Origin of the sequence: Nostoc sp., assembly GCF_036917195.1 — a bacterium.
Taxonomy (GTDB): Bacteria; Cyanobacteriota; Cyanobacteriia; order Cyanobacteriales; family Nostocaceae; genus Nostoc.
The window spans coordinates 15887-32099 of sequence record NZ_JBALDG010000013.1; the positions used below are offsets into that span (position 1 = coordinate 15887).

13 protein-coding genes are annotated in these 16213 nt (G+C 43.6%); 5 read left to right on the plus strand and 8 right to left on the minus strand.

Going from position 1 to position 16213, the window contains the following annotated elements; translation table 11 throughout:
* Positions 1-35: 35 nt before the first annotated feature.
* Together V7K40_RS04285 and V7K40_RS04290 are read right to left on the minus strand one after the other, a co-directional pair.
* On the minus strand, positions 36-716 hold the full coding sequence (locus V7K40_RS04285) for a biotin/lipoate A/B protein ligase family protein (protein WP_334957213.1): 681 nt from the start codon (positions 714-716) through the stop codon (positions 36-38).
* A 130-nt stretch (positions 717-846) separates the two neighbouring features.
* A complete protein-coding gene (locus V7K40_RS04290) occupies positions 847-1326 on the minus strand; it encodes a YbjN domain-containing protein (RefSeq protein WP_334957044.1) in 480 nt (159 codons plus the stop codon).
* Between the two features lie 178 nt (positions 1327-1504).
* Between V7K40_RS04290 and V7K40_RS04295 the strand changes: the two genes are divergently transcribed.
* Positions 1505-1855 (plus strand): hypothetical protein, encoded by a 351-nt coding sequence (locus V7K40_RS04295; RefSeq protein WP_334957046.1) that lies wholly within the window; start codon positions 1505-1507, stop codon positions 1853-1855.
* 8 nt (positions 1856-1863) lie between these two features.
* Positions 1864-2256 carry a hypothetical protein gene (locus tag V7K40_RS04300; RefSeq protein WP_334957048.1) on the plus strand — a complete coding sequence of 131 codons (393 nt, stop codon included), beginning with the start codon at positions 1864-1866 and terminating at the stop codon, positions 2254-2256.
* 70 nt (positions 2257-2326) lie between these two features.
* On the opposite strand, the gene V7K40_RS04305 is transcribed toward V7K40_RS04300, so the two are convergent.
* From V7K40_RS04305 to V7K40_RS04325, 5 genes are all read right to left on the minus strand, one after another.
* Positions 2327-3289, minus strand: coding sequence for an aldo/keto reductase (locus V7K40_RS04305; protein WP_334957050.1), 963 nt, complete (start codon positions 3287-3289; stop codon positions 2327-2329).
* A gap of 467 nt (positions 3290-3756) precedes the next feature.
* Positions 3757-4062, minus strand: coding sequence for a DUF4090 family protein (locus V7K40_RS04310; RefSeq protein ID WP_298907145.1), 306 nt, complete (start codon positions 4060-4062; stop codon positions 3757-3759).
* A 390-nt stretch (positions 4063-4452) separates the two neighbouring features.
* Positions 4453-4707, minus strand: coding sequence for a hypothetical protein (locus V7K40_RS04315; RefSeq protein ID WP_334957052.1), 255 nt, complete (start codon positions 4705-4707; stop codon positions 4453-4455).
* 272 nt (positions 4708-4979) lie between these two features.
* Positions 4980-8048, minus strand: coding sequence for a phosphoenolpyruvate carboxylase (ppc, locus tag V7K40_RS04320; RefSeq protein WP_334957054.1), 3069 nt, complete (start codon positions 8046-8048; stop codon positions 4980-4982).
* A 102-nt stretch (positions 8049-8150) separates the two neighbouring features.
* Positions 8151-8387 carry a hypothetical protein gene (locus V7K40_RS04325; RefSeq protein WP_334957056.1) on the minus strand — a complete coding sequence of 79 codons (237 nt, stop codon included), beginning with the start codon at positions 8385-8387 and terminating at the stop codon, positions 8151-8153.
* A gap of 491 nt (positions 8388-8878) precedes the next feature.
* On the opposite strand from V7K40_RS04325, the gene V7K40_RS04330 reads away from it, so the two are divergent.
* The 3 genes from V7K40_RS04330 to psbA all read left to right on the plus strand — a co-directional run bounded on the left by V7K40_RS04330 (position 8879) and on the right by psbA (position 15017).
* Complete coding sequence (locus tag V7K40_RS04330) at positions 8879-11890, plus strand: DUF1574 domain-containing protein (protein ID WP_334957058.1); 3012 nt, start codon at positions 8879-8881, stop codon at positions 11888-11890.
* A 201-nt stretch (positions 11891-12091) separates the two neighbouring features.
* Positions 12092-13591, plus strand: a complete 1500-nt coding sequence (locus tag V7K40_RS04335; RefSeq protein ID WP_334957060.1) for an MBOAT family protein — start codon at positions 12092-12094, stop codon at positions 13589-13591.
* A gap of 343 nt (positions 13592-13934) precedes the next feature.
* Positions 13935-15017 carry a photosystem II q(b) protein gene (psbA, locus tag V7K40_RS04340; protein ID WP_334957062.1) on the plus strand — a complete coding sequence of 361 codons (1083 nt, stop codon included), beginning with the start codon at positions 13935-13937 and terminating at the stop codon, positions 15015-15017.
* 61 nt (positions 15018-15078) lie between these two features.
* On the opposite strand, the gene V7K40_RS04345 is transcribed toward psbA, so the two are convergent.
* Positions 15079-16197: a PepSY-associated TM helix domain-containing protein gene (locus V7K40_RS04345; RefSeq protein ID WP_334957064.1), complete on the minus strand. Its 1119-nt coding sequence runs from the start codon at positions 16195-16197 to the stop codon at positions 15079-15081.
* Positions 16198-16213: the final 16 nt, after the last annotated feature.

The window sequence follows — 16213 nt, forward strand, 5'->3', positions numbered from 1 at the left end:
TTAAATTCTGTTCTATTTCTATCCCATTAAATGATCTAAGAACCAGCCTCCGAAATCGGTTTCGCCAAAATTGCTTCCCACTCAGATGACAAAAGGGGTTTCACCTCTATCTGCATATCAAAACAATTACTAGCTGCGGCAATTAAAGCTGCAATAATCTTTTCCACACTCAGGCTTTGAGGCAGTTGTATAGTCGTAAAAGATTTTGCACCAAATACTTGAGCGAACAGTTCAGCATCCGGTTGCAAACGGATAGAACCATGTTGCAAAATTACCCCACCACGTCGCAGTTGAGCGCTACCAATGAGTTTGGTACCATCTGGCAAAACTAAATCTGCACTGGTAGCGGTGTTAAAACAGTTAGGGTTGTGGATGTAACCTCGCCCAGCCGTACCGTAATGTAATTCTACGCCGAGCGATCGCCAGCCTTGAATCAAAAACTCACAAATTTTTTCGTACACCTGGAGGCGACTACCCATGAGTCCAGATGTTACTACAGCGTAAGTTAAATCACCTTGGTGTAGTACTGCCCGTCCACCGCTAGGACGCCGCACTAAATCCAGTTTTTGCCCTTGCCAAGTTAAATGTTGCCAATATTCAGGGTATTGGCGTTGATGATAGCCGAGAGAAATGGCAGGTGGCGACCAAGTATAAAAGCGTAGGGTTGGCGGATGTCCAGACTGGTGCTGTTCTAGTAACCAGCGGTCAATTGCCATTTGCACATTGCCATCCGCCTCTAGCAAAGGAATTAATCGCCACACTTTAGAATTCAAGAGTTAGGAGTTTTGTATGAAAAAGTTTATATAACTCACCACTCATAACTCATAACTGAAGCGAAGCGATTAGTCAAGTCGCACCAAATTCTGATTGTAAAGCTTCATCGTTATTATCAGCGATGGTTGCCACAATGGTAATCAGCCGAGACACTTCACCAGGAGATAACTCTGCTAAGGTGCGTGTTGAGATCACAACCACTCGGTTTTCAATAATACCAAAACGCGCTTCAAAAGTACTAGAGCAGTTTAACTCCAAAAGATACCGCATCAACTTAGGTTCATCTTTAGCAGGTAAATTTAGCACCGCAGACCAAACCGTTATGGTGTCTTCATCGGTTGTGCCGTTGAGTTGGACAAATACTTCGACACTTCCGTACTTAAACTTCCAGCGATAACCACCCTCTGGAGTGTGGCTAACCATCGCACTGTCATCTTGTTCCAAAGAATCGATGACATTTTCAATTACCTCCAGATGGTTAATGCTTGTCGTCTGGGCGATTAGCTCATTAATGGATTCGTTACTAGTTAGGTTTTCTTGATGGCTCGTCATACAGATTTTTTTCTCAACATACTCGCTGTTTGATCTACACATACTTTATAACTTGTGGACGCAGTTAGTTTAAGCTTCCTTTTGCGGCCACTTTCCAAATGCCCAAAGTGTGGGGCTGCGATCGCAATTACAGTTTAAGAGGTTTGCAGTCAATTTTGGGAATCATTAAAACAACACGATGCCACACGCATCTGGAGTTTTAATGATTCCTCATAAGTTGTTACCTACTTTGTCTTCAATCACAACATCTGATCAGTGGTACACTTACTACAAAGCCAACGCTGAGTTTCAATTAGAGATCCCCTGGAAGCGTGGTGCAGAAATCACAGAGGATGAACAAAATGCTATAGCAGATTCTTTAGCAGCTTGGCAGTTGGGTGAGACATTAGACGGGTTGCACTTGCTAACTGCTGCTAAAAATTATGCACAGTACATCAAAGATCCCAAATATGTTGATGTGATTGAACTATTCATCAAAGAACAACAACGTCATAGAGGCGACTTAGTACAGTTTTGCCTAAAAGCGTAGCGTTTTTAATGCAAGGCGATGCATTGGCATTGCAGGGGGACGCATTAACATTGCATCTCAATGTATTGGCATTGCAGGGGGACACATTAACATTGTCAGGCGACGCATTAACATTGCATCTCGATGCATTGGCATTGCAGGGGGACACATTAACATTGTCAGGCGACGCATTAACATTGCATCTTGATGAATTGGCATTGCAAGGTATTGCCAAATTTAATTCGCTACGAATTAATGAAATGCTGTACTTAGGAAGGTTTCTTGACCTTGCCCCAATACCTGGTTTACAGCGTAACTGGGGCGACACACTGTTTCGGAAAATACGCTATGCAATCTCAACGATGGAGATTTGGACAACTCCCGTGATCGTGTTTGAGACTCTAGCACTGGTCTATTTATAAAGCAATTCAAAAAGCAACAAATTCCCCAGCTTTAAAGCAGTTGTGTCAACTAATGCAATCTACTCTGCAATTACGCTGGCATGAATTGCTGGAGGCGCTGTGGCTCCTCTCCCAGCCAATCTGGATTTTGGGCAGTGCTATCGAAAATTGATGAGGTTTTGAAAGGCTCAAACTCGCCGCGTGATGCTGCTTCTGCCGTTTTTGCTAAGAGCGATCGCACCTGCTGGTCGTTCATTGGCTGAAACGTCCGCACTGCTTCAAACGCTTGCTCTAGAATCTCCATGCTATCAATTCCGGTAATCACAACCGATGTGGGCAGATTCAAAGCATATTGTAAACACTCAATTGGCGTTACAGTATTTGACCGTAAAAGAATACCGTTTCCTAAGCTTTTCATCCCCAGAACGCCGATGTTTTGTTTGACCAGTTCTGGCACAACCAGCTTTGCAAAGCTTCGGTAGTGGGCATCCATCACATTGAGCGGCATCTGAGCCGTATCGAATTTAAACCCATAACTGGCTGCAACTTCCAGCATGTGCAAATGAATATAGGGGTCTTTGTGCCCAGTGAAGCCAATGTATCGGAGTTTACCGGCTTGTTGCGCCTCAATCAAGGCAGCATTTGCCCCTTCTTCGTCGAAAACTCGATGTGGGTCTTCGTACCGAATGATTTCATGGTGCTGCACAAGATCGATGTAATCAACTTGTAGGCGTTGAAGTGATTCGTCTAGCTGTCTTGCTGCTTCTTTCTTAGAGCGACCATCGATTTTCGTCATCAGGAATACTTTGTCTCGGTAGCGATCGCGCAGCGCTTTTCCCATGCGAATCTCGCTGACTCCATCGTTGTAATCCCAACTGTTATCCATAAAGGTGATGCCACGATCAATGGCTGTTCTAACAATTCGGATAGCCAGTTGCTCATCAACGTCTTTCAAGCCAATGTGCCAACCACCCAGTCCAATCGCAGAAACTTTCTCTCCTGTACGGCCGAGAACTCGGTATAGCATTTCTGAATTTGACGTAGTTTCTGACATGTGTTCTCCAAGTCTTTCAGCTATTACTTAAGTACATATAGCTGTGTACCAATTCAAATACAAGGAAAAGTTGACAATATCTTGCTGAAGATATACTTTTAACTCGATCAAGAAAAGATTGAAGAAGCCAAAATACCGATGGCAATTTAGAATGTCTGAGGTAAAGAACTGAGTTAATGGGTTATACCATTTTACTAAATAGCTGAGACAAAACTGTAGGGGCACAGCATTGTTCATCCGTGTAAACTTAGAGCCAGGGCGACTGGAAGTTGCGGCTACACAAACTCTCGTCCGCCTCCGGGAACTAACGGGAAATCAAGGTTTTGAAACTTGCATAGGCGGGTTTTATTTGTGTAGATGCGGTTTATAATCGCCCTTTTAAGGTTAAGTTAACACCAATGAGCATTGCTATGACCTTACAACATATGTAGTTCAAATAAATGAAAACTGCTGTTAAACATCAACATTTATTTGCCGCCATAGAAAAAGGCAATTTCTTTCTCTTTTAGGGGTGCGAAACTAGCATCTACAAGTAATTGGTCGAGTTCTGCTTGGGGAATGTGTTTTGCACCAATTCGCACAATGCGCGATCGCATAGTATTAGATACGCCACTGCGCTGTCTATTGCCTTCTAGCGCCATGACTTTACCATAAAGTTCTAGCTTGGCAGGTGGAATGGGAGAACCATCAAAATCAATTCCCTGTGCGATCGCTTCATCAATAGCATCAGCACCTGTGGTAGTTTTATTTTCTGGGTTAGTTTCGGTAGGCATGGTGATTTGTTCTTCTTCGCTATAGGTAGATTTTACCAGCCTTGCTGACACCTTTTTCCTGCGGAGGATTAATTGCAATTCTTTGCGCCGCAGTCGAAACGCCAAGATCGAGCTGCCTTGTCTTTGCCTAAGAATTCTATCTTGATTAAGTTCTAATGATCTGAATCAAAAAACCTCTATTTTACTACACAAAACTGTCCCTGTCCGACTCGCAGAGGCACAGACTTCCAATACGGTTCGGTTAGTGATATTTTGCCCTGGAGATCCCCCCAACCCCCCTTAAAAAGGAGGGTTGGGGGATCTTAACCGAACCATATTGCACAGACTTCAACTTTAGTTCAAGGTAGGGAGAGGTTCGTCGAACTCACATTTGATTAAGTAGTCAATAGACTAATCACGAGCTTGTCGCGTCACTAAACCACCAACAAACGCCCCTAAGACTGTGCCTGTCCATAGTCCTGTTGTACTACCTTGCCACATTGCTCCTGGTGTCATCCAAGCGTTGCACATCTCCTTGAAACCCCAAGGTTGGTTTTGGCACTTTTGGCTATGCAGCATTATGGTAATTTGCCCACTGGTGTAAGCACCAATAAAACCTGATGACAGCGCCAAAAAAGTGCAAATTAAAATTCTGTTTTTAATCATTAGACCTCTTGCAAAAGTCAAAAAATCAGGAATGTCATTCTGAGCAAAACGCAGTCAAGAGAAGAATCCTCACTACTCTGTTTCGCTTTGCTCAACATGACAATTTAAGCATTTATGCAAGAGCTCTATTGGTATTGAGTATTAGGCACTTGTACTGAGCGAACACAAGAGCGTCTCTAAGAGTTGCCGTAAAGCCTGCTGCATAGCTCCGCTTAGGGCGCAGCCTCTCCAAGAGTTGTATTGGTTATTTCCCCCCTGCTCCCCGTTCCCAATCAACCTGTATTTCTCATCCCGGCTGCAATGCCATTAATAGTTAACAATGCTCCTCGCAGTAACTCGCCTTTGCTGTAACGAGAGTGGATGATTCCAGAAGTAGCCGTAGAATTTAGGGACTGCCGTAGGCGCTTGAGTAGGGAAACTTGGATAAATCCCAAGGGGACAATTGTGCCATTGCGTAACTGCACAGATCGTTGCAAGACAGGATCACCATCTAACAGTCGATTGTGGTCGGTGATTTTTAACACCAAATCCCTTGTAAGATAGAACTCGCTAGCAATTTGCTCAAAAACCTTGGCAAAACGAACCTGATCTTCTGGTTTTGATAATTCTTGGACGTAGTGGTGTGCCATTTGGATGTCTACTTTTGCCAAGGTCATCTCCGTCTTAGAAATCACCATCTTGAAAAAGGGCCACTTAACGTAAAAATAACGTAGCAATTTCAAGTGTTCTTCTGGTTCTTCGTTCAAGAAATTTTGCACAGCTGTGCCAACGCCGTACCAGGAAGGCAGCAAAAAGCGAGTTTGTGTCCAGCTAAATACCCAAGGAATAGCTCGCAGACTACTTAAATCTTTTTTACCAGATGGACGTCGGGCTGGACGGGAACTAATTTGTAGCTGGCTAATTTCTTCAATGGGGGTTACTTGGTGGAAAAAGTCAACAAAATCAGGCTGTTCGTAGATTAAGGCCCGATAATGTTGACGCGATCGCGCTGCTAATTCTTCCATAATCTCATTCCAGGGTTCAATATCATCAAACCCTGTCCGCAGCAGGCTAGCTTGAATCACAGCAGTGGTGATGGTTTCCATGTGGTACAAAGCCAAGTCCAACAAGGAGTATTTGGAAGCCAAAACTTCTCCTTGTTCGGTAATTTTGATTCGCCCATTGATACTATGACCTGGTTGAGCCAAAATCGCTTCGTAAGCAGGGCCCCCACCCCGTCCCACAGAACCGCCGCGTCCGTGGAAAATCCGCAAATTTAGATCATAGTTTTCTGCTATTTCTTGCAGTGATTTTTGAGCTTTATGAATTTCCCAGTTGCTGCTTAAAAAACCAGAGTCTTTGTTGCTATCAGAATACCCCAGCATCACTTCTTGCAAGTTAGAGGAGAGGGGGAAGGAAGAGGCAGGGGAGGATGAATTTTCATCGGTATCCTCTGCTTTTGTCTGTTCGTAGCCGCCGGCTAACAATGCTCGATATAACGGGAGTTCAAACAGTTTCTGCATGACGCTTCTGGAGCGTTGTAAATCTTCTACTGTCTCAAATAGGGGGACAACTTGAATAGTTCCCACAGCAATGGCGGGGTCAAAAAGTCTGGCTTCTTTGGCTAACAGTAGTACTTCCAGCACATCGCTCACGTCGCGGCACATGCTGATAATGTAAGTTTGGCAGATGTTGAGACCAAATTCTTGTTGCAGCGATCGCATGACGCGAAAGGTTTCAATTACATCGTTAGTTTTTTCAGAAAATGGCAATTCTGCCGGAATTAACGGCCGCCGGGTTTGCAGTTCTCCTGTGAGCCAAGCGACTTTTTGCTCCTCAGATAGTTCGTTGTAAGGTTGAGATAATATTTGCAGGTATTCTAGGATCTCATTGAGCGCATCGGCGTGGCGGGATGATTCTTGGCGGATATCTAGCTCTGTCAAGTTAAAACCAAAAATTTCTACTTGACAGACCAGATTTTCTAATTCTCGACAGCTTAAACCTGTTTCTGTCAAGTTGCGCTGAATCATTCGCAGTTCTGCTAAAAAATCCGCTCCCGAAAGATACAGGGGACTATCTTGATTTTTTGGCGTTTCCCGATTATATAAAGCTAGATTGCGATCGCGAGTATTTTCTAGCCGTTTCAGTACATAAGCCAGTTTCAGCCGATAGGGTTCTTGTCGATAACGTAGCGCCAGTGCATCGTATACCTCACTCAACTGGGACTGATCCAACTCTAAAGATTCCAGCAAATCTGGTAATACATCACTCCAGTGCATCGACACACTCAACAATTCAATCAGATTTTTCACTGACTGAATATATCTCCCCAGCACCATTTTGCGCTGATAGCAAGCTGTCTGCCAGGTGATTTCTGGCGTGACTGATGGGTTCCCATCCCTGTCTGAGCCTACCCAGGAGCCGAAAGAGCAAAAGTTTTTACTCGGTGGTTCTAGCCAAGGAAAGGTGTTGGATAGGGTGTGTTTGAAACGTTTATACAGTTGGGGAATGCCATCAAATAAAACTTCTTGAAAGTAGTGTAGGGCATAATCTACTTCATCCAGCACAGTGGGTTTGAACTGGTGAAGTTCGTCTGTGCGCCACCACAGCCGAATTTCTTCGAGCAATTGTTCGCGCACATCTGCTGCTTCCCAAGGATATGCTCCTGGTGTGCTACCGGAGCGGTTTTCCAAGGCATCCAGTTTTTGTAATAGTTGTACCACTTGTCGCTGCTTATCTCGAATGGTATGACGAACAATTTCCGTCGGGTGCGCTGTGAAAACTAAGCGCACATCCAGATGTGCAATTAGACGTTGAATTTGCTGGGGTGGTACATTCAGTTTGAATAAATAGGGAAACAAGGCAGCGAAAGTACCTTTTGGTTTGACTGGCGCTTTTTCTAGATAACTCTTTCTCAGCAACTCTGCTGCTATTCCCCTGCTAACAGGCGTGTCATCTTCTCTTTGATTGGAGGAATAGTTAACATTTGATGCTGTTTCTGGCGCTATAGCCTCTGTTTCTGCCTCATAGCGACTCAATTGCTGCCGTTGTTCATATTCCTGCTCTATGATGTTAATCAACTGAAAATACAGAGCGAAAGCACGAGCTGCGCGGATTGCTTCGTTGATATTTAGTTGTTCAATCAATTTTACGGCTGAGGATGCTTGGTCATTTCTTGCTTGTCCTTCTGGTGAACATAAATCGCGCAACTGGCGCAACAAGTCTACCATATTTTGACCGCATTCTTGCCGGAGAACTGACTCCCACAATTCTTCCACTACCTGGAGACGATGACGCAAAAATAATTCCGACACCGGGTATATATCCGCAGTTTGAGACGAAGAGTATAAAAGGGAACCCATATTCTCTATTGTTGTAAAGCTAATTACTGTTTACGCTTTTAGGTTTTACACCTAATGCTCATCCGGTTGTTCCTGAGCAAATAATTATTTGGTGTATATTTTTTAAGTTTGCTCCGTTTCTTGATCCTCTGGGAAGTCAAGAATGGGTAGGCGATCGCCTCGAAATAATTCTTCACTGGCTTCCCCTATGGCTTCTAGTGCTCTTACTGTAGTTTTTCCTGTAATGAGCAACAGTAATATAGACGCTGTACCTATTTGTAAAAGGAACGACTGGGGAATGCTAAATAAATCCGGATTGGATGCGGGGTTAGATGAGGGCTGTTGGTTGGCAGAAGGCATTGCTAATTTTTGGTTATGGGAATTATGAGTAAAAAGGAGTTAGAAGTAGAGACGCGATTAATCGCGTCTCTACAGGAGTTAGGAGTTAAGAGTTAGAAATTAGGATTACTCCAATGATCAAAAGACGGAGTTTAAATGAGATAAGCTTGTTGTTTGTTTCGCTCATCAGGGCCTTTAGCGCAATGGGACGCAAGTTTAGCTTTTAAGGACAAGTCATCAGCCAGTCATATAGAATTATTCTGACTCCTGTCTCCTAACCTCTAACTCCTAACTCCTAACTTCTAATTTATGACTCCCTATTAGTAAAATAAACGCAAAACTCAACATTAGTCAGACTCGCAACCTGTACAAGACTATCTTGTCCGATTTTGTAAGCTACGAAGGTAACAAAATTGTTAAAAAAAACCGTCACAGTGTGATAAACCTATGGTTCTAGTTTACAAGTGCAGGCACTATTCCCCAACAATCGCTTCCTGTAAATTTAACTTCCGATGAAAACACTATTACCAGATCGCCAGCAATCCTTAGTGCAATGGGTAAGCCAAGCTACAGGGATCAACACTTTCGGGGTGAAAGTCCGATTACGGGGAAATGACCTTCATATTCTTTGTGAAGGTACAGAATGTCCCCAGCGTTGGCGTACTTTGTCTGATTTGCTGCAAGCACTACAGCAAACAAACTTGGATATCCTCACAAGCAACGAACAACCCTCAATATATCAAGTATTTGTCTATGGCCGGAGAAAAGGGGAACAGCGCCCAAAATGGTGCCATCGGGTTTACTTGAATCAAATAGAAAAGCATCTGGAGCAGGTGCAGCAAGCACTGCTAGTAGACTCGGAAAAATCAAAACAATCGGGTGGGGCGCTGATTGTCTCTAACGAAAGTTTGGCACGCCAAGGTAACCCAGAAGCCATTGCTCGGTATCTTAGTGAAACTTTAAGTGTATTAGGCGTATCAGTACATGTAAAGATTAAGCCATATAAGTCAAAGAACTCTCAGCCGGAAGAAAATCGCCTATGGATATTTTGCCAGTCGAGCTATAGCCCTGATGCATCGTTGCTTGCTGAACCAATAGCGCAGAAGTTGCGTTATCTCAAGCTTTCCGGCTACCAAGATGCAATAATTGTCTCTCAGGTGAGCGGTGAAACAGCCCCTGATTGGCTGCTGCGAGTGGATTTGACGCCACCAGAGGTAATGCTTAAGGAGTGGGCGCGTTGGGGAGATGTCCAAGCGATCGCTCGATTATTAACTGAGGTATTGTCAGAGTTAAAAGTTGCTGTCCAAACTTCTGTTAAAGAATCAACCCTACATATCTTTTGTACCCCAGCTTTTGATCCCTTAGGAACTGCCCCAATCCCCGACAAGGTAGTGTGCTTAGAAGCGATTTTACCTCAGCTAGAAGCGATCGCTCCCCAAGGCATTCTCGCCGCCACCGTATACGGACAAAAAGCAGGCGACAAGCAACCCACTTGGATTGATTGGCTGGCTTTACCCGCTGCAAAGCATCCCGTCTTTGCCACATCGCCGGTAGATTTGGCGAATACTGGCGATCAACCAGCGATCATTTTTTTACTGGAGCGCTTACTCAATCCTGACCTGGATTGGCGGCTATTGACAGGTGGAATTCGCGTCCTCCTGCTGAACAAAAATGATTTATTGCACATCATGTGTGATGCACCTGTTTGTCCAGGGCGTCAACAAGTAGCAAACAAAGTTACGCAGTTTATCCGCCAGTTAAAAATTCCCGGTATTATGGGGGTACGTGTCTACGGTCGCCGGGCTGGGAATAAAGAACCTTTTTGGAGCTATGGCGTTGATCTTGAGCATCGCCAACGTTTAGTCCCAGAAGCAACCCCAGAATTTGCTGCTACTTCTAAATATGTTAACGATCTGGTAACCTCTGAGACTAATGAACCAATTTTGCGCCCCAACTTAACCACAGAAGAAGTTCAAAGTTTTGTCACAGAAGTAGCGCGAGATTGGATGGTAACGGCGAGTGCAACAGCGAAAAAATTCCTGTTGAAAAGCCAGCTATTTACCGAAAGCCAGCAGTCAGCGGAACATAAACCAGATGTTCAAGGACTTAAGATTGCTCTGGTTTGGGGGACACTGGGATTATTACTTACCCTCCAAACTGATTGGGTGTTGGGTCAAATTATTGCCCGGACTACGCCGACGCCAAAAGTCGCCAGTGTCTTGCCTTCATCATCTTCTGGGCAAAATGTATCTTTGATATCAGGGAAAACTCAGAGTCAGAAACCAACATTTTTTACCAGCACTTCCCAAACAAAATCTCCTCCAAATCAGAGTTCTGTATTTAATGCTTCTGAATTTACTCAAAGTGATGATCCCCCGACAAAGAATTTGGCAGCCGCACCACTGAAAGAAAAGGCAACTGCAACAGCTATTCTTTTAGCAGCGCGATCGCAGATGCCAAGTTTCAATGTCAGGCAGTTAGACGAGCAACTAGCACTGTATAAACAGCGTTTGGCTAGAACTGGTAGTCCGCCAAATGTGTTGATTATTGGCTCCTCCCGCGCCCTCAGGGGAATAGATCCGGCAGCACTTTCTAAAGCTTTAGCGACTCAGGGCTATCCAAATCTTGACGTGTTTAACTTTGGGATCAACGGTGCTACCGCACAAGTTGTAGACTTTGTGATTCGCCACGTACTGGAACCATCAGAACTGCCTAAAATAATTATCTGGGCAGATGGGGCGCGTGCTTTTAACGGTGGACGTGAGGATATTACCTTTAAATCCATCGCTGCATCAGCTGGTTATAAACAAGCATTCCAAAAAGCGCCACCAACTGCCAATAGCAATGATTCGCCCAAAAATCAGGTAAGTTCGGGAGAACAAAAGATAAAAGAAGAAAAACAGGAGATTAGTACCTATGAAGCTGTCAATCATTCGTTAAATCAGGCTCTAGCATCTCTTTCTGCTAGCTACCAAAACCGCGACCAAATTAAAAGTTTACTGCAAAAACAACTGCTCATGCTTGGTCGCAATCAGACAGTTACATCACAAAAAGAGCTAACAGATGGTACTTCAGATGAAAGTACTTCCCAGCAAGCAGTTGATTTTGATGGCTTTCTACCTTTGTCTATTCGTTTCAATCCTGCTAAATACTATCAAAAACATTCTAGAGTTCCCGGAAATTATGACAACGACTATAAATCTTTCCAGGTAGAAGGAGAGCAAGATACTGCCTTTCAAGAAGTACTTCAGTTTACCCAGTCTCAGAAAATTTCCTTAGTGTTTGTCAACATGCCTCTGACTGAAGATTATTTAGATCCAGTGCGTACACAATATGAGCAAGAATTTCAGCAATATATGTTGCATTTGGCTACTAATCCCAACTTTATTTATCGTGATTTGAGCCAACACTGGTCAAAAGCAAATGACTATTTTTCTGATCCCAGCCACCTCAACCGCTTTGGAGCCTACGAAGTCTCCAAAAAGCTGGCTAATGATCCAATGATTCCTTGGCCAGCGAAGTAGAGAAGTGAGGGGGCAGGGGGGAAATAACCAAATGCCCAATGCCCAATACAACTCTTGGAGAGGCTGCGCCAAGGGCTTACCTCGGCTCTGCTTGCCACAAGTCGCTCAGTATAAGTGCCCAATGCCAAATGCCCAATGCCCAATACTTCAACACCGTTCACTACAAGTGCCCAATGCCCAATGTCCCATAACAAATAACAAATGAACTTTATATCAATTTTCTATGGGCTGTTCTTGTTGAGTGTGTTAGGGATTTACTGGTCTCTAGCACAACAGAAATTGCGATTGTGGACGCTGCTAATTGCTAGTTTGGTTTTCTATGCATCTTTGCACATCCAGTACATCCCATTACTATTAGCATTGACATTTATTAATTTCCTTGTAGGGTTGGAGATTGGGAAAAACACATCACCAGGAAAACATTCTCTTGACTGGCAAATTTCTAATGAAGAGTGGCAATTTGCCCAAGGTGATTGGAATCGTCGTCGTCTAAAAGTTTTGTGGCTAGGGATAACTCTAAATGTTTTACTGTTATTAGTTTTTAAGTATTTTACCCCTTTATTAAAGTTTGTTTTTCATGTGCAAACAAATTCACCAGATAGCTCTTTTAAATTAATTGCACCCTTGGGAATTTCATTTTTTACCTTTGAATGCATTGCTTATTTAATAGATGTCTATCGTGGTGCCCCTGCGACTGAGCAGTTTCTCAAATTTGCCACCTACAAATTATTCTTCGCCAAACTGATTTCCGGCCCGATTACGCGCTACCACAACTTAGCAAATCAATTCAATACCCTAGCCTTCCCTAGTGCCGATAGAGTATCTGAGGCGCTGTGGTTAATTGCTAGGGGCGCGGTCAAAAAAGGTATTTTGGCAGACCATCTGGGAATTTTCGTTGATTTATGTTTTGGTAACTTACAACGGGCGGGTAGTACCGATCTTTGGTTAGCTACATTCGCCTACGGCTTGCAATTATATCTAGATTTCAACGGTTACGTAGACATTGCCCGTGGTAGTGCTTTGCTTTTCGGCTTGGTTCTACCTGAGAATTTTGACTTTCCCTACTTCAGCACCAATATTGGAGAATTTTGGCGGCGCTGGCACATGACTCTAGGAGATTGGCTACGTAACTATGTCTACTTTCCTTTGGGTGGTTCCCGTCGAGGTTTGGTCCGTACCTGCTGGAATTTATTTATTGTGATGCTAATTGCTGGTATCTGGCACGGTGCTGCTTTAGGTTATGTTGTTTGGGGCATATTCCACGGGTTAGCCTTGGTGGTTCATCGACTTACAGATACGATGAGCGATCGCTTTGAAAATCTAGAACAATTCTGGCAAAATCCTCTGGGTATATTTGTCGCTTGGTTATTGACCCAACTGATGGTTTTTACCTCTTGGATCTGGTTCCGCTTACCTAATCTCCAAGACTCTTCTTTGGTAATTCGACATCTTTGGGGTTATCCAGCTGACGCCCAGTTTGCTGAAAAGGTCTATGTAGAAGCCTTAAATATGAGCCAATACCAACTCACTTGGGTACTTCTAGCTTTAGCTGCCCTTATGGCTGTAGTCTATGCCTTTAACCGGATGCTGAAGTTAGAGTTTAATTGGCCGCTTAAGCTTGTCTTCGTCCCTCTATGTTTCTACGCTGTTTGGTTATTAGCTCCTGAAGGCAGTTTGCCCTACATCTACTTTGATTTTTAAATTTTTACAATCAATAGAAACATAAGACAATCTACAACTTATTATTTCGTTACAAATAAACAAAACTTAAAATTTTTTCAACGGGTTATTTGTAAAGGAATGTAAAGACAATTAACTAGGCGATCGCATCTAAAGAAAGTTATAGCTAAGTTAGTGTTAAATCGCTTACAAAGCCTCAATCCATTACTTTTATGACTATTGTTTATATTAGGAAATTCGATGAAATTGTTAAAGAATATTAAGGCACAGATCGGATCAAAGTAAATTCATGTAGACTGTAATTTAACAGGCGAAAATGAGTTAGCTTGTTCCATATTTAACAACTCATAGCACTTATAAAACCATGACCACAACCTTACAACGGCGCTCTGACGCTAACGTATGGGATCGCTTTTGCGAGTGGATCACCAGCACTGATAACCGTATTTATGTCGGTTGGTTCGGCGTACTGATGATTCCAACCCTGCTAGCTGCTACCGTCTGCTTCGTAATTGCCTTTATCGCTGCTCCTCCTGTGGACATTGATGGTATCCGCGAACCAGTTGCAGGCTCTTTGATATACGGAAACAACATCATCTCTGGTGCAGTTGTTCCTTCTTCAAACGCTATCGGCTTGCACTTCTACCCAATCTGGGAAGCTGCTTCCTTGGATGAGTGGTTGTACAACGGTGGTCCTTACCAGTTGGTAGTTTTCCACTTCTTGATTGGTTGCGCTGCCTACCTGGGTCGTCAGTGGGAACTTTCTTACCGCTTAGGTATGCGTCCTTGGATCTGCGTAGCTTACAGCGCACCTTTGGCTTCTGCTACCGCAGTATTCTTGATCTACCCCATCGGTCAAGGTTCTTTCTCTGATGGTATGCCTTTGGGTATCTCTGGAACCTTCAACTTCATGATTGTGTTCCAAGCAGAACATAACATCTTGATGCACCCCTTCCACATGTTAGGTGTGGCTGGTGTATTCGGCGGAAGCTTGTTCTCTGCAATGCACGGTTCTTTAGTAACTTCTTCCTTGGTGCGTGAAACCACCGAAACCGAATCATTAAACTACGGTTATAAGTTCGGTCAAGAAGAAGAAACCTACAACATCGTTGCAGCCCACGGCTACTTCGGTCGTTTAATTTTCCAATACGCATCATTCCAAAACAGCCGTCAATTGCACTTCTTGCTCGCAGCTTGGCCTGTCATTGGTATCTGGTTTACCGCTTTGGGTATCAGCACAATGGCGTTCAACTTGAACGGTTTCAACTTCAACCAGTCAATCATTGACTCTCAAGGCCGCGTCATCAGCACCTGGGCAGATGTAATCAACCGCGCTAACTTGGGTATGGAAGTAATGCACGAGCGCAATGCTCACAACTTCCCCCTAGACTTAGCTGCTGGTGAAGTTACTCCTGTAGCAATGACTGCTCCTGCTATCAACGGTTAATTCTGAAGATTAGCTAAATAAGAAGCGCCCTCCAGAAATGGGGGGCGCTTTTTAGTTGTAATTACCTTAAAAGGGACTGTTTAACAAATTCCGTAGGAGATTTTGTCCGATAACGATGCTTCCACATCAGAAAACCAGTAATAAATAAAATCAACGGTGCAAATCCCACAAACATGTAGAAAATACGAGATGGAAGTCCCCAAAAAGTGCCATAGTGCAAATCGTTAAAGGAATTCAGGATATGATCGCCTAATGATGCAGTCGCCATCGTAGACACTTGTAAAACCTTGCCGCTATACTGGTCAAGAAAAACATCGCCAAGATTAAAGTTAAACCAAAAAGTCTCTTCTGGTTTACTTGGAAAGCCAATTAGACTGAGTGATGCATTGGGCAGAGCAGCTTGAGCAATTTTCAACTGGTCTTTTAGTCCTAGCGGCAACTGACCGGAAATAGGTACAGAAACCAAATTGGGTTGAGGTTTGGAGAAGGTGAGTGCGTAGATTATCGGGTTGATAAATTCAGAAAAGTTCCAGCAAAAGCCTGTGAAAAAAGTAAAGACTAGAAATGTGGCTGCAATGACACCAGCAACTTTATGAATATCAAAGTTTATCCGCTTGGGATGAGCGTTCCATTTAATTTTGAAGCCAGCAATCAACTTACGCCAACCAGGCCATAAGATAATGCCTGTAATGCTCAAGATTGTGAACAGTAATCCCACAATGCCTACAAACTTAAGACCAATATCACCACTTAAAAGGTTGTAATGGAGTGGATAGATAATGTCAAAAAATATCTTTTGGATCGAGCTTGGCTTGGAGTTGGGGTTGAGGATTACCCCTGTGTAGGGGTTGACGTAGATTGGTAACCAGTCAATTTTTTTTGTTTTGAGGATAACCTTTATTGACCGATCTGGCTTTGGGGATGGGTAATACCGTTGAATAGTTGTATCTGGCTGGTTGGCGTAGGCTTTTTTGACAGTGTTAAGGACAACTTCGATTGGTAGTTGTTCCCTTTGAGGGATGATGGTACCACTTTGATGGGATTGATCGAAGTTGTCAATTTCTGTGTGGAAAACTAGTAGACTACCCGTCAAGCCGATGATGATTGCAATCAGTCCTAGCGCTAGACCCAAGTAGCGATGTAGGGTAAATATCAAGTTGCGTACTTTTTTAGAATTCAAGGTAGATGCTCCTCTG